This is a genomic window from Flavobacterium ginsenosidimutans (assembly GCF_037478105.1).
Lineage (GTDB): Bacteria > Bacteroidota > Bacteroidia > Flavobacteriales > Flavobacteriaceae > Flavobacterium > Flavobacterium ginsenosidimutans.
Genome location: NZ_CP147988.1, coordinates 754,326 through 777,505, shown reverse-complemented (window position 1 = coordinate 777,505; position 23,180 = coordinate 754,326). Strand labels below are relative to the sequence as shown.

At 33.5% G+C, this 23,180-nt stretch carries 22 protein-coding genes; 8 read left to right on the top strand and 14 right to left on the bottom strand.

The genetic code is table 11. The annotated features are described in order from the left end of the window. Window positions 1-37: 37 nt before the first annotated feature. From V6624_RS03630 to yajC, 3 genes are all read left to right on the top strand, one after another. Window positions 38-1,144 carry a Glu/Leu/Phe/Val dehydrogenase gene (locus tag V6624_RS03630; protein ID WP_338840881.1) on the top strand — a complete coding sequence of 369 codons (1,107 nt, stop codon included), beginning with the start codon at window positions 38-40 and terminating at the stop codon, window positions 1,142-1,144. Between the two features lie 240 nt (window positions 1,145-1,384). Beyond that, window positions 1,385-2,296, top strand: a complete 912-nt coding sequence (gene nusB / locus V6624_RS03625; RefSeq protein ID WP_095931444.1) for a transcription antitermination factor NusB — start codon at window positions 1,385-1,387, stop codon at window positions 2,294-2,296. Between the two features lie 122 nt (window positions 2,297-2,418). Beyond that, complete coding sequence (yajC, locus tag V6624_RS03620; RefSeq protein ID WP_053471036.1) at window positions 2,419-2,694, top strand: preprotein translocase subunit YajC; 276 nt, start codon at window positions 2,419-2,421, stop codon at window positions 2,692-2,694. 294 nt (window positions 2,695-2,988) lie between these two features. Here the strand turns inward: yajC and V6624_RS03615 are convergent, their stop codons facing one another. The 5 genes from V6624_RS03615 to V6624_RS03595 form a co-directional block, all read right to left on the bottom strand. Then, window positions 2,989-3,576 carry a YdeI/OmpD-associated family protein gene (locus tag V6624_RS03615; RefSeq protein ID WP_338840875.1) on the bottom strand — a complete coding sequence of 196 codons (588 nt, stop codon included), beginning with the start codon at window positions 3,574-3,576 and terminating at the stop codon, window positions 2,989-2,991. Then, window positions 3,577-4,854: a peptidase T gene (gene pepT, locus V6624_RS03610; RefSeq protein ID WP_338840874.1), complete on the bottom strand. Its 1,278-nt coding sequence runs from the start codon at window positions 4,852-4,854 to the stop codon at window positions 3,577-3,579. It abuts the gene before it with no gap. Window positions 4,855-4,972: 118 nt separating this feature from the next. Then, on the bottom strand, window positions 4,973-6,103 hold the full coding sequence (locus V6624_RS03605; protein WP_338840872.1) for a formylglycine-generating enzyme family protein: 1,131 nt from the start codon (window positions 6,101-6,103) through the stop codon (window positions 4,973-4,975). 98 nt (window positions 6,104-6,201) lie between these two features. Next, complete coding sequence (locus V6624_RS03600) at window positions 6,202-7,191, bottom strand: DUF6515 family protein (RefSeq protein ID WP_338840871.1); 990 nt, start codon at window positions 7,189-7,191, stop codon at window positions 6,202-6,204. Between the two features lie 87 nt (window positions 7,192-7,278). After that, a complete protein-coding gene (locus V6624_RS03595; protein ID WP_338840870.1) occupies window positions 7,279-8,499 on the bottom strand; it encodes an OprO/OprP family phosphate-selective porin in 1,221 nt (406 codons plus the stop codon). A 243-nt stretch (window positions 8,500-8,742) separates the two neighbouring features. Between V6624_RS03595 and V6624_RS03590 the strand changes: the two genes are divergently transcribed. Then, window positions 8,743-9,777, top strand: a complete 1,035-nt coding sequence (locus V6624_RS03590; RefSeq protein WP_338840869.1) for a quinone-dependent dihydroorotate dehydrogenase — start codon at window positions 8,743-8,745, stop codon at window positions 9,775-9,777. On the opposite strand, the gene V6624_RS03585 is transcribed toward V6624_RS03590, so the two are convergent. Then, window positions 9,763-10,479, bottom strand: coding sequence for a DUF3307 domain-containing protein (locus V6624_RS03585; protein ID WP_338840868.1), 717 nt, complete (start codon window positions 10,477-10,479; stop codon window positions 9,763-9,765). The two genes, V6624_RS03590 and V6624_RS03585, sit on opposite strands and share 15 nt — an antisense overlap. After that, window positions 10,476-11,090, bottom strand: a complete 615-nt coding sequence (locus V6624_RS03580) for a hypothetical protein (RefSeq protein WP_338840867.1) — start codon at window positions 11,088-11,090, stop codon at window positions 10,476-10,478. The genes V6624_RS03585 and V6624_RS03580 overlap by 4 nt, the downstream gene beginning before the upstream one ends. 210 nt (window positions 11,091-11,300) lie before the next feature. On the opposite strand from V6624_RS03580, the gene V6624_RS03575 reads away from it, so the two are divergent. The 4 genes from V6624_RS03575 (at window position 11,301) to guaB (ending at window position 15,962) form a co-directional block, all read left to right on the top strand. Continuing rightward, window positions 11,301-12,167 carry a hydroxymethylglutaryl-CoA lyase gene (locus tag V6624_RS03575; protein ID WP_338840866.1) on the top strand — a complete coding sequence of 289 codons (867 nt, stop codon included), beginning with the start codon at window positions 11,301-11,303 and terminating at the stop codon, window positions 12,165-12,167. A 183-nt stretch (window positions 12,168-12,350) separates the two neighbouring features. Then, window positions 12,351-12,896 (top strand): hypothetical protein, encoded by a 546-nt coding sequence (locus V6624_RS03570; RefSeq protein WP_338840865.1) that lies wholly within the window; start codon window positions 12,351-12,353, stop codon window positions 12,894-12,896. After that, entirely contained in the window at window positions 12,893-14,293 is a 1,401-nt protein-coding gene (locus V6624_RS03565; protein WP_338840864.1) for a DUF5723 family protein, read from the top strand. The genes V6624_RS03570 and V6624_RS03565 overlap by 4 nt, the downstream gene beginning before the upstream one ends. 196 nt (window positions 14,294-14,489) lie before the next feature. After that, a complete protein-coding gene (gene guaB / locus V6624_RS03560) occupies window positions 14,490-15,962 on the top strand; it encodes an IMP dehydrogenase (protein ID WP_338840863.1) in 1,473 nt (490 codons plus the stop codon). 299 nt (window positions 15,963-16,261) lie between these two features. Here guaB and V6624_RS03555 read toward each other — a convergent pair whose 3' ends face one another. The 7 genes from V6624_RS03555 to V6624_RS03525 all read right to left on the bottom strand — a co-directional run bounded on the left by V6624_RS03555 (window position 16,262) and on the right by V6624_RS03525 (window position 23,126). Next, window positions 16,262-16,633, bottom strand: coding sequence for a hypothetical protein (locus V6624_RS03555; protein ID WP_338840862.1), 372 nt, complete (start codon window positions 16,631-16,633; stop codon window positions 16,262-16,264). A gap of 48 nt (window positions 16,634-16,681) precedes the next feature. Next, window positions 16,682-17,821, bottom strand: a complete 1,140-nt coding sequence (locus V6624_RS03550; protein ID WP_338840861.1) for an NAD(P)/FAD-dependent oxidoreductase — start codon at window positions 17,819-17,821, stop codon at window positions 16,682-16,684. A gap of 43 nt (window positions 17,822-17,864) precedes the next feature. Next, complete coding sequence (locus V6624_RS03545; protein ID WP_338840860.1) at window positions 17,865-18,461, bottom strand: TetR/AcrR family transcriptional regulator; 597 nt, start codon at window positions 18,459-18,461, stop codon at window positions 17,865-17,867. A 224-nt stretch (window positions 18,462-18,685) separates the two neighbouring features. Next, window positions 18,686-19,570 carry a L,D-transpeptidase gene (locus tag V6624_RS03540; RefSeq protein ID WP_338840859.1) on the bottom strand — a complete coding sequence of 295 codons (885 nt, stop codon included), beginning with the start codon at window positions 19,568-19,570 and terminating at the stop codon, window positions 18,686-18,688. Between the two features lie 112 nt (window positions 19,571-19,682). Beyond that, the gene (locus V6624_RS03535; RefSeq protein WP_338840858.1) at window positions 19,683-21,176 is read right to left on the bottom strand and encodes a S41 family peptidase; all 1,494 of its coding nucleotides are present in this window, start codon (window positions 21,174-21,176) and stop codon (window positions 19,683-19,685) included. A gap of 39 nt (window positions 21,177-21,215) precedes the next feature. After that, on the bottom strand, window positions 21,216-21,800 hold the full coding sequence (locus tag V6624_RS03530) for an NUDIX domain-containing protein (protein ID WP_111287563.1): 585 nt from the start codon (window positions 21,798-21,800) through the stop codon (window positions 21,216-21,218). Between the two features lie 54 nt (window positions 21,801-21,854). Continuing rightward, window positions 21,855-23,126 (bottom strand): adenylosuccinate synthase, encoded by a 1,272-nt coding sequence (locus V6624_RS03525; RefSeq protein WP_111287561.1) that lies wholly within the window; start codon window positions 23,124-23,126, stop codon window positions 21,855-21,857. Between the last annotated feature and the right edge of the window lie 54 nt (window positions 23,127-23,180).

Genomic DNA, 23,180 nt, shown 5'->3' with positions numbered 1-23,180 from the left:
GACGAATTCATAATTTTAACTAATTTATACTAGCGCTATGGATGCAACTTTCGCAACTGGAAAGGAACTTCAAAAAATGGATCCTGTTTTTGGACAGTTATCTTTTGACGATCACGAACAAATTGTATTTTGCAATGACAAAGATACAGGTTTAAAAGCAATTATTGGTATTCATAATTCAGTTATGGGGCCAGCTTTGGGAGGAACCAGAATGTGGAATTACAACACAGAATGGGAGGCTTTAAATGATGTTTTACGTCTTTCGAGAGGTATGACTTTTAAATCTGCTATTACTGGACTTAATATTGGTGGAGGTAAAGCAGTTATTATTGGTGATGCTAAAACGCAAAAAACACCTGAATTAATGCGTAAGTTCGGAGAGTTCGTTCACTCATTAAGCGGAAGATATATCACTGCAGAAGATGTCGGAATGGAAACTAAAGACATGGATACTGTAAGAGATGTAACGCCTTATGTTACTGGTATTTCTGAAGAAAGAGGCGGTTCTGGAAATCCTTCTCCTGTAACAGCTTACGGAGTTTATCTAGGTATGAAAGCTGCTGCTAAAAGTCAGTTTGGGACTGATGTTTTGGATGGTAAAAAAGTTCTAGTACAAGGAATTGGACACGTTGGTGAAACTCTAGTTGAGTATTTAACTAAAGAAGGAGCACAGGTAACTATTTCTGATATCAACGAAGAGAAATTATTCCAAGTTGCTTCAAAATACAATGCAACAATTTATACTGGTGAAGATTTATATACTGCCGATGTTGATATCTATGCGCCATGTGCGATGGGAGCAACAATCAATGATAATACAGTAGATAAAATTAAAGCTAAAGTTATTGCTGGTGCTGCCAACAATCAATTAGCTGATGAGAATGTTCACGGTGCAAGATTACAAGAAAGAGGAATTTTATATGCTCCAGATTTCTTAATCAACGCTGGTGGAATTATCAATGTTTATGCTGAATTAGCTAACTACGGTAAAGCTGAAATCATGACTAAGACAGAAAATATCTACAATACAACTTTAGAAATTATAGATTTCGCTGCTAAAAACGGAATTACAACGCATAAAGCGGCTCTTACTATTGCTCAAAATCGTATCGATCAAAGAAGAATCGAGAACGCTTCTAAGTAATTTTTTTTAGTACTCAGTTTACAGTCACAGTTTTCAGTTTATCTGGAAACTGTGACTTTTTTGTTTTCGCTAAATACTGAAAACTGGGACTGGGACTGAAAACTAAATAAAAAAGACCACTAAAACAACTACTTTTTTACGAATTAATTTTAAAATACGTATCAAAAGTTATACTTTTGCAGACTAATTTTTAAATGTTCTTACAAGGTGGTAAATAGAAGACACATACGCGTTAAAGTAATGCAATCCATTTATGCAATGCACCAAAGCGGTTCTGATAACATGGAAAAAGAAGAGAAATTTCTTTTCTACAGCATTGACAATATTCAGGACTTATATCTTATAATGCTTTCTTCATTGATAGAAATTTGCAAAAAAGAAGCTGTCTATTTGCATCTGTCAAGCAAAAAACACCTGGCAACTGCCGCAGAACGTAATCCGAATGAAAAATTTGTAAAGAATAAAATTTTTCAACTTCTTGCCGAAAGCAATTCTCTTAGTATCGCTTTAGAAAATCGTAAAATTAATAACTGGTCATTAAACGATGATTATATTATTTTGCTTTTAAATGATGTTAAAGCAAGCGATATCTACCAAAAATATATGAGCAATAACGTAAATACGTTTGAAGAAGACAGACAATTTATTATTGATTTGTTTGAAAATGTTATTGTTCCAAATGAAAAATTATACGAGTACTTAGAAGACGATAAATTGACTTGGGTTGATGATATTCCTGTTGTAAATACACATATCGTTAAACAATTGAAAGCAATCAAAACGGAAGATCCAGACGATTTTAGAGTGCCAAAATTATATAAAGATGTTGAAGATAAAGATTTTGCAAAAGATTTATTTAGAAGAACAATTCTAAACGAAACGGCATTTGCAAAAGAATATGAAGATAAAACACCAAATTGGGACAGTGATCGTATTGCTGAAATTGATACCATTATCTTAAAAATGGCAATTTGTGAGTTTATTAAATTCCCTTCAATTCCAGTAAAAGTAACTCTTAACGAATATTTAGAAATTGCAAAAGAGTATTCTACACCAAAAAGTAGTATTTTTATCAACGGAATTTTAGATAATCTTGTAAAAGAACTTACTGCCAATAAAAAGATGGTAAAAGCGGGAAGAGGGTTAATGTAAAAATTAAATTTTCAATTTTTTAAATACCAAATTTCAACTGCTTTGTCTCTCTGAGCGTCCCGAGGCTTCGGGAGAAGAGTTAAAAAAGAATATTAAATATAAATCAAAAATAAATTTAAATTATGGGACAATTAACTCAATTTGCGCCATTCCTTTTGATGTTCGTGGTAATCTATTTCTTCATGATTAGACCACAGCAAAAAAGAGCTAAAAACGAAAAAGAATTTGAAAGCAGCCTAAAAGTAGGTGATAAAATAGTTACAAAAAGTGGTTTCCACGGTAAAATTGCTGAATTAGCAGAAACTACTGTTGTAATCGAAACTATGTCAGGAAAATTAAAATTAGAGCGTTCTGCTATCTCTTTAGAATTGAGCGCTGCTTTGAATAAAAAAGCTTAATTTTTAAATTATAATATTTGAAATCCCAAATTCCTAAAAGGAGTTTGGGATTTTTTTGTTTTTTATTCACAGTAATCTTGTCATCCTGACGAAGGAAGGATCACACAAGAAACTCCATACAGTATGTCTCCAATCTTTGTCGATTTCCGCGTGTGATCCTTCCTTCGTCAGGATGACAAAAAAGAAAAACCTTTGTCAAAGTTTAAAACTTTGATAAAGGTTTAGTCTCGTATAGTTTGGTTCTTCGACTTCGCTCAGAATGACAAAGTTATTGGAATTTTGAATTTCTAAATATTACCTGTATTTATCATTCAACCCAACATTCGCTAAAATCATCGGAATCACTTTTTCAATTCTTGAAAGCTTTGTTTTTTCTTGTTTTGCCGATTCAATATATTCTAAAAACTCGTATTGTTTGTAAGGAGAAAATTTTTCGAAAGCATATTTCAAATCTGGGTTTTTAGCCATTTCTACATTTAGAAGTTCTGAAACTATTGCTTCTTTTTTAGAAGGTTTAATGACTTTTCCCTGCTTTTCGTTTTCAATTGCTTCGTGAATGTATTCTAAAACTTCTTTTTCGTTGATTTCCTCTTTCGAAGTGAAACGCCATTGTCTCAAAGATTTCGTTACTTCTTCCTGAGCGTTTATCAGTTTCTTTTTTTTGTCTTTTAAGAAAACGCCATTAAAAAACCATATTGCAAAATAATCTTTAAATCCGCCAAGGCCAATTACGTTTTTCTTTTCGTAAACATAAACAGGACCGCCCCATTTTGTAGTTTCAGTCAGTTCGGTTTTGTCAATGATCGATTTTAGGAAAAGTAATTCTTCTTCCCATTTATCGCCGTATTTCCAAATGCCTCTATTTTCGGATTTAGTTTCCAATTATTTGCTTTTTTTAGATTTTTCTGATGCGTCAAAAATACCAGGAATCGCTGTTAATTCAGCAATTTTCACAATAACATCAGTTGCTTTCTGAATGCTTTCTGCTGGAACATATTCGTATTTTCCGTGAAAATTATGCCCGCCTGCAAAAATGTTCGGACAAGGTAGTCCCATGAATGATAATTGAGAACCATCAGTTCCGCCGCGAATTGGTTTAATGATCGGTTTGATGTTTAATTCTCTCATCGCTTTTTCAGCAATATCTACAATATGTTTTACAGGCAGAACCTTTTCTTTCATATTGTAATATTGATCTTTAACTTCAGCAGTTACAATGTCTTCGCCAAATTTCTTCGCGAATTTTTTATTGAATTGTTTCGCCAGTTTATGAATCAATTCTTTTCTTTTTTCGAATTTCTTTCTGTTGTGATCACGAATAATTAATTCTAAAACTGTCTCTTCGATATTTCCTTTTATGTGGTGAACGTGAAAGAAGCCTTCGTAACCTCTAGTTTCTTGTGGAGTTTCACCTTTTGGAAGTTCATTGATAAAATCATTTGCCAAAAGCATAGAATTGATCATTTTTCCTTTAGCATAACCTGGATGAACGCTTTTTCCTTTAAAAGTAATTTTAGCTCCAGCAGCATTAAAATTTTCATATTCTAATTCGCCAATCTGACTTCCGTCCATTGTGTAAGCCCATTGTGCTCCGAATTTTTCTACATCAAAATGATGCGCGCCACGGCCAATTTCTTCATCTGGAGTAAAACCGATTCTGATTTTTCCGTGTTTGATTTCTGGATGCTGAATAAGATACTCCATTGCAGAAACAATTTCTGTAATTCCAGCTTTATCGTCTGCTCCTAATAAAGTTGTTCCGTCAGTCGTAATGATAGTCTGACCTTTATATAATAGTAAATCTTTAAAATAACTTGGAGATAAAACGATGTTTTTCTCAGCATTCAAAACAATATCTTTTCCGTCGTAATTTTCAACAATTTGAGGTTTTACGTTGGCTCCGCTAAAATCTGGAGAAGTATCAAAATGAGAAACAAAACCAATTGTTGGCACTTCATGATCAACATTGCTCGGAAGTGTTGCCATGATGTAAGCTTTGTCGTCAATCGTTACATCTTCAAGGCCAATTGCTTTTAATTCGTCAACTAATTTATTGGCAAGATTCCATTGTTTTTGTGTACTTGGTGTTGTTTGTGAATTTGGATCCGATTCCGTATCAATCGTTACATAACTGATAAAGCGATCTATGATATGTTGCATTTTTTTGAATTTTTAGCAAATATAGAAAAAAATTTCTGCTGGAAAATTTAGCTTTCAATATCTGAATTAATAAAAAAAGGGATTCTAAATTGAATCCCTTTCTAGTATTTTGAATTTGTTATTTACTTTTTACGCATCTAAAACCTACGTGGTTTGCGGCAGATCTGATTTCGCCTTTTCCTCTTGTTCCAACCATGTATCGCGTGCAATATTGATCAGTACATAAAAATGAACCGCCACGATGAACGCGTTTTATTTCAGTAGGATCGTTTGGATCATAATAAGCGTCTGGACCTTGCGGATTTTTTGTTACTTTCCCGCTTTCTGCTAATGATTTGTAATAATCAACACTGTACCAATCGTGTACCCATTCCCAAACATTTCCAGCGATATCGTACAAACCGTATGCATTTGGAGCGTATTGTTTTGTTGGAGCAATTCCTTTGAAACCATCTTCGCCAGTATCGCCATCTTTTATTGGAAAATGTCCTTGATAAATATTAGCTTGAAATTTTCCTTTTGGTTTTAAATCATTTCCCCACGCATACAAATTTCCAGTTTTACCGCCTCTTGCAGCAAATTCCCATTCTGCTTCAGTTGGAAGTCTTTTTCCTGCCCATTTTGCGTAAGCTTCAGCATCTTCATAAACAACATGAACAACAGGGTATTTTTCTTTTCCTATGATAGTGCTTTGTGGGCCTTCAGGATGCCTCCAATCTGCACCTGGCTCATAACGCCACCATTGCAAAAAATTATTCAAATTAACAGCAGATGGTGTAGGAGTGAAGACTACAGAACCTGTTATTAAATCTTCTTCGTTTGCCGTTGGAAATTCTTCTTTAGTAGGTTTTTGTTCAGCCACAGTAACATAACCAGTTGCTTTTACAAATTTTTCGAATTCTTCATTAGTTACTTCAGTTTCATCCATATAATAACCATCTACATACACTCTGTGAATTGGAGCTGCATCTTTCGTTACACCTTTAATACTGCACAGACTTTCATCTTCAACATTGCTTCCCATAGAAAATTCACCTCCAGGAATCCAAACCATACCTTTTGGCGCTTTTGCTGTTGGTTTAAATTTATTTTCGATAGTAGGTTTAAATTCTGATTCTATGTTGCTGGGAACTTCATGGCATTCTGCAACCGTTTTTTCTTCTTTAAAGGCAAATCTGGTATAGCTGTAAGCAATTGAAATAATGGATAACGTAAGCAAAGCGAAAATCCAAAAGGTTTTATTTTTCATGGTTAATTATTTTTGAACTGATTATGGTTGTCAATAGCGGGTATAAAATTATGAAAATAACTTTTATAATTATATTAATTTTATAGGATTAATAAAGTTTACTTATCTTCTTCAACAAGAACAACTTCGTACTTGTTTTTACCATCAATTTGCACAGGCTGATAATAAGTTTCTCCAAATTTGATATATTTTACATCACCAATTGTTACCTCTTCACCGCCTTCTGGCAAACTTTCTACGATTGTTCCAGCTGTAGGAGCAACAACTTTATAGTTACTGCCATCCTTTTCATAATACGTTCCGCCGTAATAGTAGTTGTTGACGGTTCCTGTATTGACGGTTTGCGCTCCACTTGGGATATTGTTTACAGTTCCACCAACAGGTGCAGGCACAACAGTATAACCTCCGCTTGACGGGGCATACCAAACTCCTTGGTCATAATGATATTGAGTGCTTTCAACACTAACAACGATTGCTGTAACGGCTAACGTTGCAACGAAAAATCCCCAAGGATGCCAAACTGGTCCCCAGTAAAAAGGTCTGTAGGGGTGATAATAATAAGGATGATAACCGTAATATCTATATCCGCCATAAACATAAGGCGGACGGGCATAAACAACAGTATTTCTTCTTACCACTGTATTCCGATTATTATTGATCGTAATATCTCGGCTTCGGTCAACATTAATGTTATTTCTGTTTACTGTATTGCCACTGATATTGGTATTTCTATTACCCGTATTGTTTCTGTTTACAGTATTGTTTCTATTTACAGTATTATTTCTGTTAGTAGTATTACTTCTATTATTTATCTTAGAATTTGAACTGTTTTCAGGTCTGGTAAATTTTGTTCCAGAATTATTAGATCCAGGTCTAGTAGTTGCAGCAGGTCTAGTAGTTGTAGGTCGGTTCACATTTGGTCTGGACTGAGTTGCAGGTCGAGCAGGTCTAGCCTGAGTTGCTCCACCACCGCCTCTTCGAACTCCACCACCATGACGCTGTGCAAAACTATCAATAGAAAGAAGGAAAAATGTTCCAATCAAGCACAGGAGCGCTGATTTTTTTACTGTTTTTGATATGTTTTTCATATTCAGTGTTTTATGTTAATTAAAGTTATGAAAAAAAATATACTATTTACAGAAATAGATTATAAAGTTTGGTGTCTCATTTTAAGCTTATAAGGAAATATCCCATTGAATTCTAAATCGCCAGCCTTGTTGCAATGGCAGTGTTTTGTCCTGAAAACTAAAATAACTAACTTCTGATGTAAGTTTATTTTTATGTCCTTTAAAGAACCAGTTAAAAGCTATTGTAGATTCTTCTTGTCTATTTTCTCTTATCGAATTATCAGGTCTATATGCGGCATGACGTCCCGCCATTTCTAAGCGTTTTGGCCACCAGTCAAGTAGATTATGAAAGAAATAACCCGCCTGAACATAGTATCCTTTCATTACAGTCATATCATCGTTATTGTATTTGTCGATGATTTCTTTAGTGTGCCATTCGCTTTGCCAAGAAAAACCACGGTACATAAAAGCAGTTTCTAGATTCCATTGATTGACTCTGTATTGGCCAGGCAATCCATCTTCAAATCCGTCTAATGAGCCTCCTCCAGCTTGTGAAAAGCGAGTATAAGGGCTTCGGTTAGTTATGGCTGAAAAAGCAATAATAGGTGTTAGTTTTTCATGAAACTCTAAATCACATCCTTCAAAATCAAGAAATCTTCCTAGGAAATTCCATTGTGCTCGCCCAAAATACATTAAATGATTATCATCATTAGAAGTGCTTCCGCGTCCTGTTCCTGTTAAAGCTGCGGCCCAATAATTAAAGTCGGCAATTCCGGCTCCTTTTAAGTGTCCGTAAACTTCAACTCCTAATTGTCTGTCTACGGTAAAAGGACGGTTAATAAGAGACCGTTCCACCATTTGCTGTTCGCCGCTGCTAATAAAGCGTTCGCGTGTAAACTCTGTTTTCCATTGTCCTACTTTAAAACTTAGGAAGTCCCATTTTTCAATCATAATTCTGAAATCAAGTAAGTTGGACTGACTCAATTCATATTCCCAATAATATTTCAGCCAAGGTTCAAAAGCATGACCACCAATTTTTAATCTAGCACGATTTATTTTAAAAGTTGTTTTCGCATCCTGACTATAATCATCATAAGTCAAAGGATCTGTATCATAAGGAGTAGAGAAGCGAAATTGAAATCGGCTTTGTAATTGAAATAGAAATTTTTTGTCTCGGGTTTCCAGTTCAATTCCTTTACTGCCATATCGAACATTCATCAGTTTTGTAGTATCTTTTTCTTGTTGTGAAAGTCCTTTAAAACCAATTAATAATAATAGAATTAAAAAGAGGTTTGTAGATTCTCGGCCTGAGTTATTTTCTTTATACATAAGTTTGATTTATTTGTATAAAAGATTTTGTTAAGTCTCAAAATTAAATAATAAATGAGCCAGAGTTTACTGTTTATAATGTTGAACTGGTTTCATATTATAACTTGCAACATAAAAAGCAGAACAATTTAATTTATAAATTAAAGAATTAAACAAAATTGAAATTATTTGTTTTGGTAAAAAAGCACCTTTTTAAACTATAATATTTAAATTTGCATCCAAAAAAATAACAACACAACTCTTATGTATAAATTGATAATTCGCCCGATTCTTTTTTGTTTTGATCCTGAAAAAGTGCATTATTTTACTTTTTCCTTTGTAAAATTCATTTCAAAAATCCCTGGAGTATCGGCGATTATAAGATCAATTTACGAAGTAAAAGACACTCGATTAGAAAGAGAAGTTTTCGGAATTAAATTCAAAAATCCGGTTGGACTTGCAGCAGGTTTTGATAAAGATGCGAAGCTATACAAAGAACTTGGCGATTTTGGTTTTGGTTTTATCGAAATTGGAACTGTAACTCCAGTTGGTCAAGAAGGAAACCCGAAAAAGCGTTTATTCAGATTAAAAGAAGACCAAGCGATTATTAACCGAATGGGATTTAATAATGGCGGAGTTCTAGATGCTGTAGAGCGTTTGAAAAAGAATTCTGGTGTTTTAATCGGAGGAAATATCGGAAAAAATAAAGTTACTGATAACGAAGATGCGGTTAAAGATTATATCATTTGTTTTGATGCGCTTTTTAATCATGTAGATTATTTTGTAGTGAATGTGAGTTCGCCAAATACGCCAAATTTAAGAGCTTTACAAGATAAAGAACCTTTGACAGCTTTATTGCAGACTTTGCAAAATAGAAATGTCGAAAAACAAAAAACAAGCACACAAAAAGTAAAACCAATTCTTCTAAAAATTGCTCCAGACTTAACAGATGAGCAGTTGTTAGATATTATTGATATTGTAAAAACAACTCAAATTGCAGGTGTGATTGCAACAAATACCACTATTTCTAGGGAAGGTTTACAATCTGCGAATCAAACAGAAACTGGAGGTTTATCTGGAAAACCATTAACAAAACGTTCCACAGAAGTAATTCGTTTTCTTTCGGAAAAAAGTAATAAAGCATTCCCAATTATTGGAGTAGGAGGAATTCATTCTGCAGATGATGCAATTGAAAAACTAAATGCAGGTGCAAGTTTAGTGCAATTGTACACTGGCTTTATTTATGAAGGTCCAGCGTTGATCAAAGCAATTAACAAAAAAGTTTTAGGGCAGTTGTAAAAGAAGCGCCTGAATTGAAAGGCCAATAATTATTGCAATTCCGAAACTGATTAAAGTTCCAATCATTACATATTCAGTTAGTTTTCTGTCTTTGGCTTCTTTTAGATCTCCGAATCTAAAAATGGATTTAGCCGCAAGCAGAAATCCAATTGCTTCAAAGTGAGCAGTAAGAATAAAACAAACGACCAAAAGACGTTCTAAAATGCCAATGTAGTTTCCTGCACTGGCAAGAGAATTGTCTTTTTGGCTGATTTGGTTTTCTGGACTCCAAATCGAAATAATGGTTTTGATAAAAATGGAAGAAGGTTTGGTAACCAATAAAATTCCAGTTATTAAAATCCAGAATTCATTATCAGACCAAAAATTGACGATGGTTTTGTTTTGATAAAGCAATACAACTCCAATTAAAATCAAAATATGTGCAATTTGGTCTACTACAAACCATGTGCGTTTTGTTTTTGCTTTTTGGAAATTGAGTTTTATCAAATCGACAATTCCGTGCGTAACAGCAATTAAAACAGCATACGGAATAAAATTGATTTCTCCTGCCAAAACAGCTGCTAAAACTCCATGAAGTAAAATGTGAACGTATAAGTAAACGCTTTTATGTTTTTTAGTTTCTTTATCGGCTACCCAAGAATTAGGCTGCCAGATAAAATCTCCTAATAAATGAGCGAGAAGCAGTTTTATAAATAAAATCATGAGGCTGTAAGTTGTTTTATTTGTGTTCTAAAATAACGATCTAAATTCATAACCAAATCAAACTGAGCGCGTTTTTGTCTTCGGCTCACAGCAGCTTGGTTTATGCCTAGTTTTTGACCTAATTCTTCTTGCGATAAAGTCGGATTTTCTATTGCCAAAGCCACAAATTCTGCCGATTGAACTAGCCAGCTGTCCATAAAAGTTAACGCTAGCTGTAACATTAAATTCAGTTTTTCATCGAAATCTGAATCTCCTGTTCGCATCGATAAAGTGACTTTTTGTTTTTTCAAAGTTTCAAAAAGTTCCCCCGAATGTATAAAAGCAGAACCATTACTTTCAGAAATACGTGTAGCATTGTGCGTTTTATCTCCAAAACCAATACTCATTCGAGCATCAGATTTTATGGATCTTAAATGCGCTTTTATTAAAATCGCAATCAGTAAAGCATCTTCAGGATTGGTTACTTCAACTTGAAATTCGTCTCCACGATATACTTCCCATTGACTTGGAGTATGGCCTAATGGAGCTAAGATTTTCTTTAAACCTTCAACCCAATTTTCTGATTTCTGCTGTCTAGAACCAATTATGTCGCCTGTTATTACACTAGTCATAACCAAATATAATTAAAAAATAATAAACTTTCTATTACAAATATAAGTAATAAAATTAAATATTACGTTTTTAGGTAATATTTTAAGTTATTACGGTTTTCAGTAATAATAAAGGCTATTACGATATTCCGTAATAATTTGGATTCAGCTAAAATTATCTTTTATTTCTTTAAAAAAGAAACTAACTTAGCCTTTACAAAAGAATAAGCTTTGAACAAAGAAATCAAAATTATTGAATGCCCAAGAGATGCCATGCAAGGCATTAAAGATTTTATTCCGACAAAAAATAAAGTTACTTATATACAAGCTTTGTTGCGAGTAGGCTTTGATACTATCGATTTTGGAAGTTTTGTTTCTCCAAAAGCTATTCCGCAAATGCAAGATACTGCTGCCGTTTTAGAGCAGTTAGATTTGTCTCAAACAACAAGTAAACTGCTTTCTATTATTGCTAATACGCAAGGAGCAGTAACGGCTGCTAATTATGAACAAATCCAATATTTGGGCTTTCCTTTTTCTATTTCTGAGAACTTTCAAATGCGTAATACGCATAAAACTATTGCAGAATCTTTAGTTACATTAGAAGAAATTCTTGAAGTTGCCGATAAGAAAAATAAAGAAGTCGTGACCTATCTTTCAATGGGTTTCGGAAATCCTTATGGAGATCCATGGAATGTTGAAATTGTATCAGAATGGACCGAAAAACTGGCAGGAATGGGCGTGAAAATTTTATCGCTTTCTGATACTGTCGGGACTTCTACGCCAGAAGTGATTACGTATTTGTTTTCAGATTTAATTCCGAAATATCCTGAAATTGAGTTTGGAGCGCATCTTCATACAACACCGGAAAGCTGGTTCGAAAAAATTGATGCTGCAGCAAAAGCAGGCTGTAATCGTTTTGATGGCGCTATTCAAGGTTTTGGTGGCTGTCCAATGGCAACTGATAAACTTACAGGAAATATGCCGACAGAAAAATTGGTTTCTTATTTTACTGCAAATAAAAAAATAACCGGACTTAATTCTCTAAGTTTTGAAAGTGCTTATAACGAAGCTTCAAAATTGTTTGGAAAGTTTCATTAAAATGAAAATCAAATAGTTGTAAAATTAACTAGAGTGTCATTTCTAAAAATACTGATTGAAGCTAAAATTGTTTAAGCTTCAAAATTGTCCATATGTTTCATTAAAGAATAGTTATATTTTCTTACCTTAGATAATAATTATAAACTTTAAGAGTTATATTTTATGTAAGAAAAAGCATTCAAAATGAAATCAAGTCTTTCAAGTTTAAATCTAATCTTTTTAGCTTTTTTATTTTTCTCCTGTTCGAGTAATTTAGATTTCGATCAGGTAAAAGATCTAAGGCTTGAGCCCGCTGTTTTAGCAAATCTGGCCTATTTTGATATTCCTGCAAACAAACTTATTGATGATGGAGGAAATCATGTCTTAGCCGATGTAAGAGGTTTTGATGTTTTTAAAGATAAATTTTTTACCAATCGTTTAACAAAAGCAGAGTTTGATTTTGAAATCGAAAATACGATAGACCGCGCTTTTGTCGTAAATCTACTTTTATTAAATGCAGATGATGAGGTTTTGGAAACTATAACTTTTAATGTTCCAGCCTATACAGGAGGTTCCAATGTTATAAAATATCCAACAGAATCTTTTGAAAATCAGCGTTTAGAAAACTTAAAGAAAACAATTAATATTGGGTTTGTTGTTTTCGTAGCGGCTGGGCCTCCATTGAACGATGACAGTACAGGAAGTTTGAAATTGAAATCAAGTGCAACGGCTTATTTAATTATCGGATGAGAAAAATATATCTGATATTCTGCCTTATCTTTCAGCTTTCTTGTTTTTCTCAAAATAAAGAAATACTGTATAATTTTACTTCTGTTCCGCAATCGTTGTTGGTAAATCCAGGCGCTGATGTTTCATATAAATATTATTTTGGTTTTCCAGTCTTATCTGGAGTTTCAGCTAATTTAGGTTCAACTAGTTTTTCAGCTTACGATTTATTTGCCGACAATGACGTCGATTTTAATCAGAAAGTGCGAAATGTTATCAGTAAATCCTCTGCAAATGATAAAGTCGTGACCAATCAGCAATTGGAAATATTTTCTGGCGGATTTAGAGTAGGAGGCAGAGAAAGCAAATCGTACGTTTCGTTTGGATTGTATCAGGAATTCGATTTTTTTATGTTTGTTCCAAAAGATTTGGCTTTGTTAGCCTTAAACGGAAATAAAGATTACATCGGCAAATCGTTTAACCTTGGAGATTTAAGTATGAAAGCTGAGGTTTTGTCTGTTCTGCATTTCGGCTTTCATAAAAAAGTCAATGAAAAACTGGTTTACGGAGGACGCGCCAAAATTTATTCAAGCGGGGCAAATGCTTCTTCGACAAAAAATTCTGGTTATATATATACGGGCGAAAGCGCTGCTACACCGAATTTCTACAATCAGGTTATTTCTTCCAATTTAGAATTAAGAACTTCGGGACTTTCTAAGTTTACAAAGGATGAATACGAAGGAAACGTCATAAGAGATATTGCAAACAATACTTTTTTTAATGGAAGTTTAGGTCTTGGTATTGATGCAGGATTTACCTATTATTTTAAAGATAATTTGCAAGTAACAGCAAGTGTTGTCGATTTGGGATTTGTGCGACAAACCAAAGATATCGAAACTCTGACTTATAAAGGAACTTATCAATACAATGGAGTAAATCCTGATTTTATGGGAAATGATGATCCCGAAAATGTTTTTGATGAATTTGATAAGGCCATTCCACGAGATACACTTTATAATAAATATACCACTTGGCGCCCGACCAAAATATATTCGTCCATTCAATACTCATTTGGAGAATCGCGTCCAGATAATGAATGCAATTGCAAAGGACAAGGTGGCGATGTAAACTATAAAAATGCCGTAGGAGCACAGTTTTTTGCAATGTCGGCACCGCGCACACCTTTATTAGCTTTGACTGCTTTTTATAGAAGAAATATTTTTAGAAAATTAGATGTCAAAGCAACTTATACTTTAGACACTTTTTCAAATAAAAATATTGGACTAGGACTTGCAGGAACAATTGGGCCAGTAAATCTTTATGCAATGGTCAATAATGTTTTAGAGTACAAAGATGTATCAAAAGCAAGCAGTGCTGCATTTCAGCTCGGAGTTAATTTTGTTTTTCAAGATAAAGATTAAAAAAATCAATTTTCTAAATTCCAAATTCCAAAAAAACAAAGTTTCTTTTTCTCGATTCTAACTTGGAATTTGGCATTGATAAAATTGGAATTTAATTGAAAGACTTTTCTTGTAAATACAAATTTATGAATAAGTTAGTATTCAAGTTAGCAATTTATTCACTATATTTGCACGCAATTCAACTAGAAATTGCAACATGATAGCACACAACTCCAAGATTATCGGCGAAGGTTTAACTTACGACGATGTATTATTAGTACCTAACTACTCGAATGTGCTTCCCCGCGAAGTGAGTATCAAATCGAAATTCTCAAGAAACATTACATTAAACGTTCCGATTGTATCTGCTGCTATGGATACAGTTACAGAAAGTGCAATGGCAATCGCTATGGCACAAGAAGGCGGTATTGGTGTTTTACATAAAAATATGACTATCGAACAACAAGCAGGAAAAGTTCGAAAAGTAAAGCGTGCTGAAGCAGGAATGATTATCGATCCGGTAACATTACCAATGAACTCTACAATTGCAGACGCAAAAAATGCAATGAAAGAATTCGGAATCGGCGGTATTCCAATCGTTGACGAAAACAGAATCTTAAAAGGAATTGTTACCAATCGTGACTTACGTTTCGAGAAAAACGGTGCAAGACCAATCGCTGAAGTAATGACAAGCCAAAACTTAGTAACGGTTTCTGAAGGAACTTCACTTGAGCAGGCAGAAGTTGTTTTACAAGGTCATAAAATCGAAAAATTACCAGTTGTAAACGATAAAAACGAATTAGTTGGTTTAATTACGTTTAGAGATATTACAAAATTGACTCAAAAACCAATCGCTAATAAAGATAGTTTTGGTCGTTTAAGAGTTGCTGCTGCAATTGGAGTTACTGGAGACGCAGTTCAAAGAGCTGAAGCTTTAGTTGCTGCTGGTGTAGATGCAATTATTATCGATACAGCTCACGGACATACTGAAGGTGTTGTGAATGTATTGAAAGAAGTAAAATCAAAATTCCCTCAAATAGATGTAATTGTTGGAAACATCGCAACGCCAGAAGCTGCTAAATATTTAGTAGAAAGTGGTGCTGATGGAGTAAAAGTTGGAATTGGACCTGGTTCTATCTGTACAACTCGTATCGTTGCAGGTGTTGGTTTTCCTCAATTCTCAGCAGTTTTAGAAGTTGCTGCTGCTATCAAAGGTACTGGAGTTCCAGTTATTGCTGATGGTGGGATTCGTTATACTGGAGATATTCCTAAAGCAATTGCTGCAGGTGCTGATTGTGTAATGTTAGGTTCATTATTAGCAGGAACAAAAGAATCTCCAGGAGAAACTATCATTTTCGAAGGAAGAAAATTCAAATCTTACCGCGGAATGGGTTCTGTTGAAGCAATGCAAACAGGATCTAAAGACCGTTATTTCCAAGATGTTGAAGACGATGTTAAGAAATTAGTTCCAGAAGGAATCGTTGGTCGTGTTCCTTACAAAGGTGAATTAAACGAAAGTATGCTTCAGTTTATTGGAGGTCTTCGTGCTGGTATGGGATATTGTGGTTCAAAAGATATTCCTACTTTACAAGAATCTGGACGTTTTGTTAGAATCACTTCTAGCGGAATTACTGAAAGTCACCCACATAACGTAACTATTACAAAAGAAGCTCCGAATTATTCTAGATAATTTAGGATGTATCATAAGCAAAAAGGAGTTGTCTCAAAAAGACAACTCCTTTTTTTATAAGCTTCGGAGAAGCGAAATATTTATAGAAAAGAATAGATGTTTGCAATATAAAAGCTCCAGCGGAGCGACATATATTAAATCTAAAATATATGTCGCTCCGCTGGAGCTTTTTTTCAATTTGTTTTAATGAAATTCTATAAATATTTCACCCCGCTGGGGTTTGATGTGAAAAATATTTTTTTTAAAATATTTTTACGCAGTTAATGAAGCTGTTTTTAGACAGCCTTTTTTATTTGATTTTATTCACTTCTCCCGTATTGACTAAATTTAGCATTCCATCCGTCTTCTGAATAAGATTCTCCATGAATTCCATCACTAAGTTCAACAATATTTTTTCCATTAACTAATATTTGGATATTGTTTTCGAAATCAGCTAATTCTTGTAATGAAAAAAGAAAATCATGAATAGCAACATCAATACTTCTAATAACGATCTCTTTAATTAACTCTTTTTGGGATTCATCAAATTTATTAATTTCCGTTTGTAATTTTAAATTTGAAGGTGCTTTAGATTTATTTTTTAAAAGAGTTTCGATATTCTCAATTCCTTTGTCTCTTAGGTTTTTGACTAAAAATTCTCCAAAAATATCTAATGATTGTTTTGATTTCATAAACTTAATTTTAATCCTTTAAAGGTATTTAAAATAACTAAAGTAAAATTAAAATCTACTATTCAAAATATCTTCAGCAACAATATCAGAATGCAGTAAATCTTCCATTTTCTTTGTCATGCGCTGTGCTTCTAGAGCGTAACCGAACATTTTTTTCTCATAATTAGCTATTGCTTCGTTAATTGTTTCAAATTTTCCGTTGGTTAAATTCTCGGTTAAATGAAAAGCATCAAATAATCCCATATTTACACCTTCGCCAGCAAACGGAGGCATTAAATGTGCTGCGTCGCCAACAAGTGTAATATTTGAATGCTCTTTCCAAGATTCTTCTAAAGAAAACAATCTTAAAGGCAAACCAGAAAACTCTGTAGAAGAAGCAAAGAATTTTTTGTAATCATCTCCCCAGTTTTCAAAAGTTTCATTCAAAAAGGAAATAACAGATTGATCGTCTTCAAAATTAATTCCGTGGTTTGAAATCCAGTTTTCATCAGCTTTAAAAGAAACGCCAAAATGAACAGAACCGTCGCGCATGGTATGGGTGTAAAACATTTTGTGTTCTCCCATTGCCATAACATTTCCGTTTCCGTATTTTGGTTTAAATTCTGGATAATCTTGATCTGGATTTACAATTTCTCCTTGAATAATATAAGTTCCCGAAAGTTGAGGTTCTTGATCGCTCACAAATTTTCGAGCATTAGATCTTCCTCCATTTGCAACGATTACAAAATCGGCAGTTGTGGTTGTTCCGTTTTTAAATTCTAAAATATATCGGCTTTCAGATTTTTCAATATTAATTAATTGACTATTCCATGCAACGGTGCCTTTTTTAAGGTTGTCCAGCATAATTTTTCGAAGATCGTTACGATCAATTTCAGGACGAGAGAAAGCATTGGTTTCATTTGGCATTTCGTCAGAAGTAATATTTCCGTCCATATCAGCCATTTTTTCGCCAGTTGGTCTCGCATATTTTATGAATTCCTCCATTAAACCTGCTTTCTGAATTGCATATTGACCTGAATCAGAATGAATGTCCAAAGTTCCTCCAGATGTTCGCGCTTGAGCATTAATGTCTCTTTCATAAACCGTGACATCAGCACCATTAATCTGTAAAATTCGGGCAGTTGTTAAGCCAACTGGACCGCCGCCAATAATGGCAATTTTCTTATTTTCTATAATTGAATTTTTCATTTTTATTGAAATTATATTGTATTTGAATTTTGAAATTGAGTTTTTAAAATTGAGGAGTCAGTGCTTTTATAACCAGATTGAAAGCTTCATCTTTTAGTTCATTACTTAAAACAAAAGGTTTTCTAGACATCGATTTTCCTTCCCGATGAAATTCTAATAAAGAATAAAGTGGTCCGTAAGCAATACTCCAGAATATTTCGTAAGGAATAGAAATAAGTTCTTTTCTATCAATTGAGGCAAGCATAAATTCTGTCATTATTTGTTTGTAATCGCCTGTCATTTCTGCTACAATAGCGTCGCCATAAGTAGAATGTTTTAAAAGTTCTAAACAAGTCGCCTCAAGTGTAAAATTTAAATTGAAATAAATACGGTTTTCCCATTGCATTCGCAATCCATCTTTAAAAGTCATATCAGCAGAAAATCCGTCGAACATCTTTTCGAAGAAGTTTTTGCCTATTTCAATTCCGATTTTTTTTATCAAATCCTCTTTGTCTGAATAATAAATATAAAGTGTAGCCACAGAAATGCCACATTCCTTAGCCAAACGGTTCATTCCAAAACCTTCTATGCCTTGTGTTACAATCATTTCGATTGCTTTTTGCTTAACAATTTCTTCTTTATTAATATCTCGCGTTCTCATAATTCTAACTAATTATGGTACAAAGATATAAATAATAAATGAACGATCGCTTATTTATTATTTGTTTTTTAAGATTTTAAGGCTCTAAGATGCTGAGATGCTAAGTTTTTTTGGTTCAAAGAGGCAAAGAGGCAAAGTGACAAAGGTTCAAAGGTTTTTATATAAAAAAAATCAGCTGAAGCAATTTAAATTTCACTTCAGCTGATTCTGTATTTAATAATATTTTATAAAGTTTTTGTTGGTTCGGCTTCTCTTAAGTTCTGGTTTTCTAGGATTTCTTTTAAAAATGGTTTTACTTGAGTTTCAATTTCAGATACTGGAATATTTAAAGCTTCTGGATCTGATGCCAATTGAAGCCACGGTTTTGGTCCGTCAAAATCATAACTTCCAAAAACGATTACAGGCGTACCTTTTACTTTTACATTTTCCTCGTCTTTCAGGATCCATTCGTCAGCAAATTTGTAAAGGTATTTGGCATCTTTTTCTAATAATCTCAAGCAAGAATGAGAAGCTGGATATCCAGGCAAATCATATTCATGAAAACCAACGCCTAGTTTATTTTCGATGTTAAAATTCCATTTTAAATCCCATTCGTCATTAAAAGTACTTGTTGTTTTTTCTGCTTTCCAGTTAGTGAAAAATAATCCTGTGGGTGTAGGATCTTTTTTTCTTCCCATATTAGTTGGTCCTGTTCTAACTAATTCACCATTTTCGTAAGCCGCAAAAGTTTGGGTTGGATAAGAAAAAAGAATAATTTTTGAAACTTCTTCTAAAGCCGAAACATGAATAGGAAACGGAAGATAATAAACCAAATCTCCGCTAAAATCTGCTGGAATTACTACAGAATCTAATTTCTTAAAATTTGCTTTATCTGTTCGGTTTAAGGCATAAACAATATCCATTTTTGAGCTGTCGGCTTCATTAAGCTTTAGCCATTCTTTGGTTTTTTCTATTTGGTAAGAAACCGTTTTTGGTTTTTTATATTCAATTACTTCTTTTTTCTCTTTTTTATTTTCTGTCAGCGTTATAGTATCGCTCTTTTTGCAAGAACCTAATAAAGCCAACATTAAGATCAGTAGGGCATTTGCTGTGTAATATAACTTTTTCATAGGTTGTATTTTTATGAAATTAAAGTTATAACTATGATAGCTGAAAAGGGTTACATAATTTTTGAAATTGGTTTCGGGATTTTCATTTTGAAGATAATAGTAAACAGTAACTTTATTTTTGATCAATTAATTTTATCGTATAAAAATATTGTGTGTCTCTATTTTGCATAAAATCCTCAAATGTCTGTGAAATTTTATGATCAGGAATTATTCCTCTTCCAAAAATTTGATTTGCTTTTTTGGGAACATCCTGTTCTAGATTTACGATAGAAAACTGTGTTTTGATTTTGGTGTTCGGTAATTCGTATTCAATAGGAGTGTGGCCGTTGTGTCCGTAATATCCGCCCATAGTTTCTTCGCCAATTACAATTGCCTTTGTGTTTCCTGCCACCAGTGAGGCAAATAAAGATCCAGCAGAAGCAATTCTCGGACTAATAAGCATATAAATCTGTCCTTTAAAACTGTTTTTATCAGGATCTAATAAAAGGTTAAATTTTTCATCCTGAGGATATTTTTTATTGACGAGTTTTGGAAATTCTTCTATTATTTCATCTTCAAAATCCTTTAGTTCTTCCTGCTGTTTTTTAGCATCTGTTTCTTCACAAACAAAATAATTAGGAAATGGTATTTTCTGAAAATTTACATAAGCTGAAGCATTTTCGCGAAAAGCTTTTTGTGTCAAATAAGAGAAAGTCACAATATCATTCGGATCGGTGCCACCGCCATTGTTTCTGACATCGACAATCAAGTTCTTAATTTCAGAATGATTAGAAAGATATTGAAAACAGCTGTCCAAATATCTTTTATACGCAATATGTTGTTTGTCTTTGGCATTTCGACCAATTACAAAGGTATGAACAGAAAGTAATGCTGTGTTTCCAGAAATTACTTTAAACGAATATTTGTCTTTGGCGCGATTGTATTGCAGACTGTCAATTGGCAAAGAAAAACGGTTTTTGAAGTTTTCTTTCCGACTTTCATTCGAAACAGGATAAATAGTTTTGGTCAGTTTTTGAGTTTGATTTGGAAGTGAATATTCTACCAAAAAGCTTTTTTGAGATCCATATTCCATTTGGAAATATTTAGCGAAAGAGCTTCCAATTCCAATCGATTTTCCAGTAATGTTATAACCGTCGGTTGTGTAATATTTGTAGAGAGAAGCAAGCAGTTTTTTGGTCTCAATACCATTAATGCTAAATATTTGAGAGCCCAGCGGAATTTCTGAATTTTCAAAATTAAGAACCAATCGATTCTCGATAAGTTTTACAGGATACGGAAAGAAAACATTTCCTAATGAATATTTCTTTTCAAAATCATCAGGAAGTCTTGTGTCATTGTGCAGACTTCCTTCAAAATCGGTTATCTGAAGAATTATTTTGTAGAATTCAATAAGTTCTTTTGGCTCATCAATTTGCGAAAAAGCCCAAGAATATATACTGTCAATTTGCTGTTTTGTTCTGTATTTATAAAGTCCTGAATTGGCTTTTTCTCTTATTTCTCTAAAGATGGTTAAATCTTTTTTGAGTTTTTCTGCTGGCCATTTTTCGCTTTGCGAAAAAACTAATAATGGCAAAAATAAAATCAGTACTATTTTAGATTTGAGCATTTTAGATTGTTTTATTAATCTAAAATACTCAAAAAACTTTTAAATTAATCCTTTTATTTTAGCATGTTGCAATAACATAATAGTTTTAGCGTCTGAAATTTCTCCAGATTCGATCATGGCATAAGCTTGATCAAAAGTAAATTCTAAAACCTCAATATTTTCTTGTTCAGCATCTAGTCCACCGCCTTCGCTTACTTTCATATTTTCGTCGTATTCGCCAACAAAAAGATATAGAATTTCTGTTACAGAACCTGGTGACATATAAGTTTCGATTACTTTTTGAACCTTGCTTAAACGGTAACCAGTTTCTTCTTCTGTTTCGCGAATGATAGCTTGTTCTGCTTTTTCTTTATCTAAAAGTCCTGCACAAGCTTCAATCATCATTCCTGATTTATTTCCGTTAAGATAAGTTGGTAAACGAAATTGTCTGGTTAGGATAACCGTCTTTTTAGCTGAATTGTACAATAAAATTGCAGCTCCGTTTCCACGATCGTATACTTCACGAATATGTGATTCAACAGGCTGATTTTCTTTTTTATAATTAAAAGTTACTTTGTTTAAGACGTACCAATTATCAGATAATAATTTGGTCTCAGTAATTTCGATTTCTGGATTTTTTCTCATTTGAAAAATAGTTGTATAAAAAAACGCTCTGATTATCAGAGCGTTTAAAATGTATTATTTTGTTATTGTTTGTTTTCTATCTGGTCCAACCGATACAATTTTGATTGGCACTTCGATTTCTTTTTCAATAAACTCAATATATTCTTTTAGCTCAATTGGTAATTGATCGTAAGATGTCAATCCAGTTAAATCTTGTTTCCATCCTTTGAATTCTTTGTAAATAGGAGTAACGTTTTCTGGCTCAATGTTGTAAGGGAAATGAGAAATGTTTTGACCTTTGTAGTTGTATTCAGTACAAACTTTTAAAGTTTCGAAACCAGAAAGAACATCACCTTTCATCATCATTAACTGCGTAACTCCGTTAACTTGAACTGCATATTTTAAAGCAACTAAGTCTAACCATCCGCAACGTCTTTGTCTTCCTGTTACAGAACCAAATTCGTTACCAACTTTTGCCATTGTAGCACCAACTTCGTCAAAAAGTTCAGTTGGGAAAGGTCCACTACCTACACGTGTAACATAAGCTTTGAAAATTCCGTAAACCTCTTTGATTTTGTTAGGAGCAATTCCTAAACCAGTACAAGCTCCAGCAGCAGTAGTGTTTGATGAAGTTACGAAAGGATAAGTTCCGAAATCAACATCTAATAAAGATCCTTGAGCACCTTCGCAAAGAATAGATTTTCCAGCTTTTTGAGCTTGGTGCATATATTCTTCGCTATCAATGAAATCTAATTTTTTTAATTCTTCAATAGCTTCGAAGAATTCTTTTTCAAGTTCAGCTAAATTATATTGAATAGCAACATCATGAAAAGCAATCATTGCTTCATGTTTGTCAGCCAAAGCTCTGTAACGCTCTTTGAAATCTTCTAATTCGATATCTCCAACACGTAAACCATTTCTACCAGTTTTGTCCATGTAAGTTGGTCCAATTCCTTTAAGAGTAGAACCAATTTTTGCTTTTCCTTTAGAAGCTTCAGAAGCTGCGTCTAGCAAACGGTGAGTTGGTAAAATTAAGTGCGCTTTTCTTGAAATAATCAATTTGCTTTTGATGTCAAGGTTGAATTTCTCTAAACCTTCGATTTCTTTTTGAAAAACTACAGGATCAATTACAACACCATTTCCGATAATGTTTACTGAGTTTTTGTGAAAAATTCCAGAAGGAATTGTTCTAAGTACGTGTTTAATTCCGTCAAATTCTAGTGTATGTCCTGCATTTGGTCCTCCTTGGAAACGTGCAATAATATCGTAATTTGAGGTAAGTACGTCAACAATTTTTCCTTTACCTTCATCTCCCCATTGTAATCCTAGTAATAAATCTACGGTCATTCTGTTTTAATTTGCGTTGGGACAATCTAAATCGTCCTACTGATTATGTAGTTA

Bases quoted from the DNA above. Each gene is read 5' to 3' on its own strand.
- V6624_RS03555 (WP_338840862.1), bottom strand. From the start codon at position 16,633: ATGAAATCAAAACAATCATTAGATATTTTTGGAGAATTTTTAGTCAAA.
- V6624_RS03550 (WP_338840861.1), bottom strand. From the start codon at position 17,821: ATGAAAAATTCAATTATAGAAAATAAGAAAATTGCCATTATTGGCGGC.
- V6624_RS03545 (WP_338840860.1), bottom strand. From the start codon at position 18,461: ATGAGAACGCGAGATATTAATAAAGAAGAAATTGTTAAGCAAAAAGCA.
- nusB (WP_095931444.1), top strand. From the start codon at position 1,385: ATGCAATCCATTTATGCAATGCACCAAAGCGGTTCTGATAACATGGAA.
- V6624_RS03605 (WP_338840872.1), bottom strand. From the start codon at position 6,103: ATGAAAAATAAAACCTTTTGGATTTTCGCTTTGCTTACGTTATCCATT.
- V6624_RS03570 (WP_338840865.1), top strand. From the start codon at position 12,351: ATGAAATCAAGTCTTTCAAGTTTAAATCTAATCTTTTTAGCTTTTTTA.
- V6624_RS03540 (WP_338840859.1), bottom strand. From the start codon at position 19,570: ATGAAAAAGTTATATTACACAGCAAATGCCCTACTGATCTTAATGTTG.
- V6624_RS03565 (WP_338840864.1), top strand. From the start codon at position 12,893: ATGAGAAAAATATATCTGATATTCTGCCTTATCTTTCAGCTTTCTTGT.
- V6624_RS03535 (WP_338840858.1), bottom strand. From the start codon at position 21,176: ATGCTCAAATCTAAAATAGTACTGATTTTATTTTTGCCATTATTAGTT.
- V6624_RS03530 (WP_111287563.1), bottom strand. From the start codon at position 21,800: ATGAGAAAAAATCCAGAAATCGAAATTACTGAGACCAAATTATTATCT.
- V6624_RS03595 (WP_338840870.1), bottom strand. From the start codon at position 8,499: ATGTATAAAGAAAATAACTCAGGCCGAGAATCTACAAACCTCTTTTTA.
- yajC (WP_053471036.1), top strand. From the start codon at position 2,419: ATGGGACAATTAACTCAATTTGCGCCATTCCTTTTGATGTTCGTGGTA.
- V6624_RS03590 (WP_338840869.1), top strand. From the start codon at position 8,743: ATGTATAAATTGATAATTCGCCCGATTCTTTTTTGTTTTGATCCTGAA.
- pepT (WP_338840874.1), bottom strand. From the start codon at position 4,854: ATGCAACATATCATAGATCGCTTTATCAGTTATGTAACGATTGATACG.
- V6624_RS03525 (WP_111287561.1), bottom strand. From the start codon at position 23,126: ATGACCGTAGATTTATTACTAGGATTACAATGGGGAGATGAAGGTAAA.
- V6624_RS03630 (WP_338840881.1), top strand. From the start codon at position 38: ATGGATGCAACTTTCGCAACTGGAAAGGAACTTCAAAAAATGGATCCT.
- V6624_RS03600 (WP_338840871.1), bottom strand. From the start codon at position 7,191: ATGAAAAACATATCAAAAACAGTAAAAAAATCAGCGCTCCTGTGCTTG.
- V6624_RS03585 (WP_338840868.1), bottom strand. From the start codon at position 10,479: ATGATTTTATTTATAAAACTGCTTCTCGCTCATTTATTAGGAGATTTT.
- V6624_RS03580 (WP_338840867.1), bottom strand. From the start codon at position 11,090: ATGACTAGTGTAATAACAGGCGACATAATTGGTTCTAGACAGCAGAAA.
- guaB (WP_338840863.1), top strand. From the start codon at position 14,490: ATGATAGCACACAACTCCAAGATTATCGGCGAAGGTTTAACTTACGAC.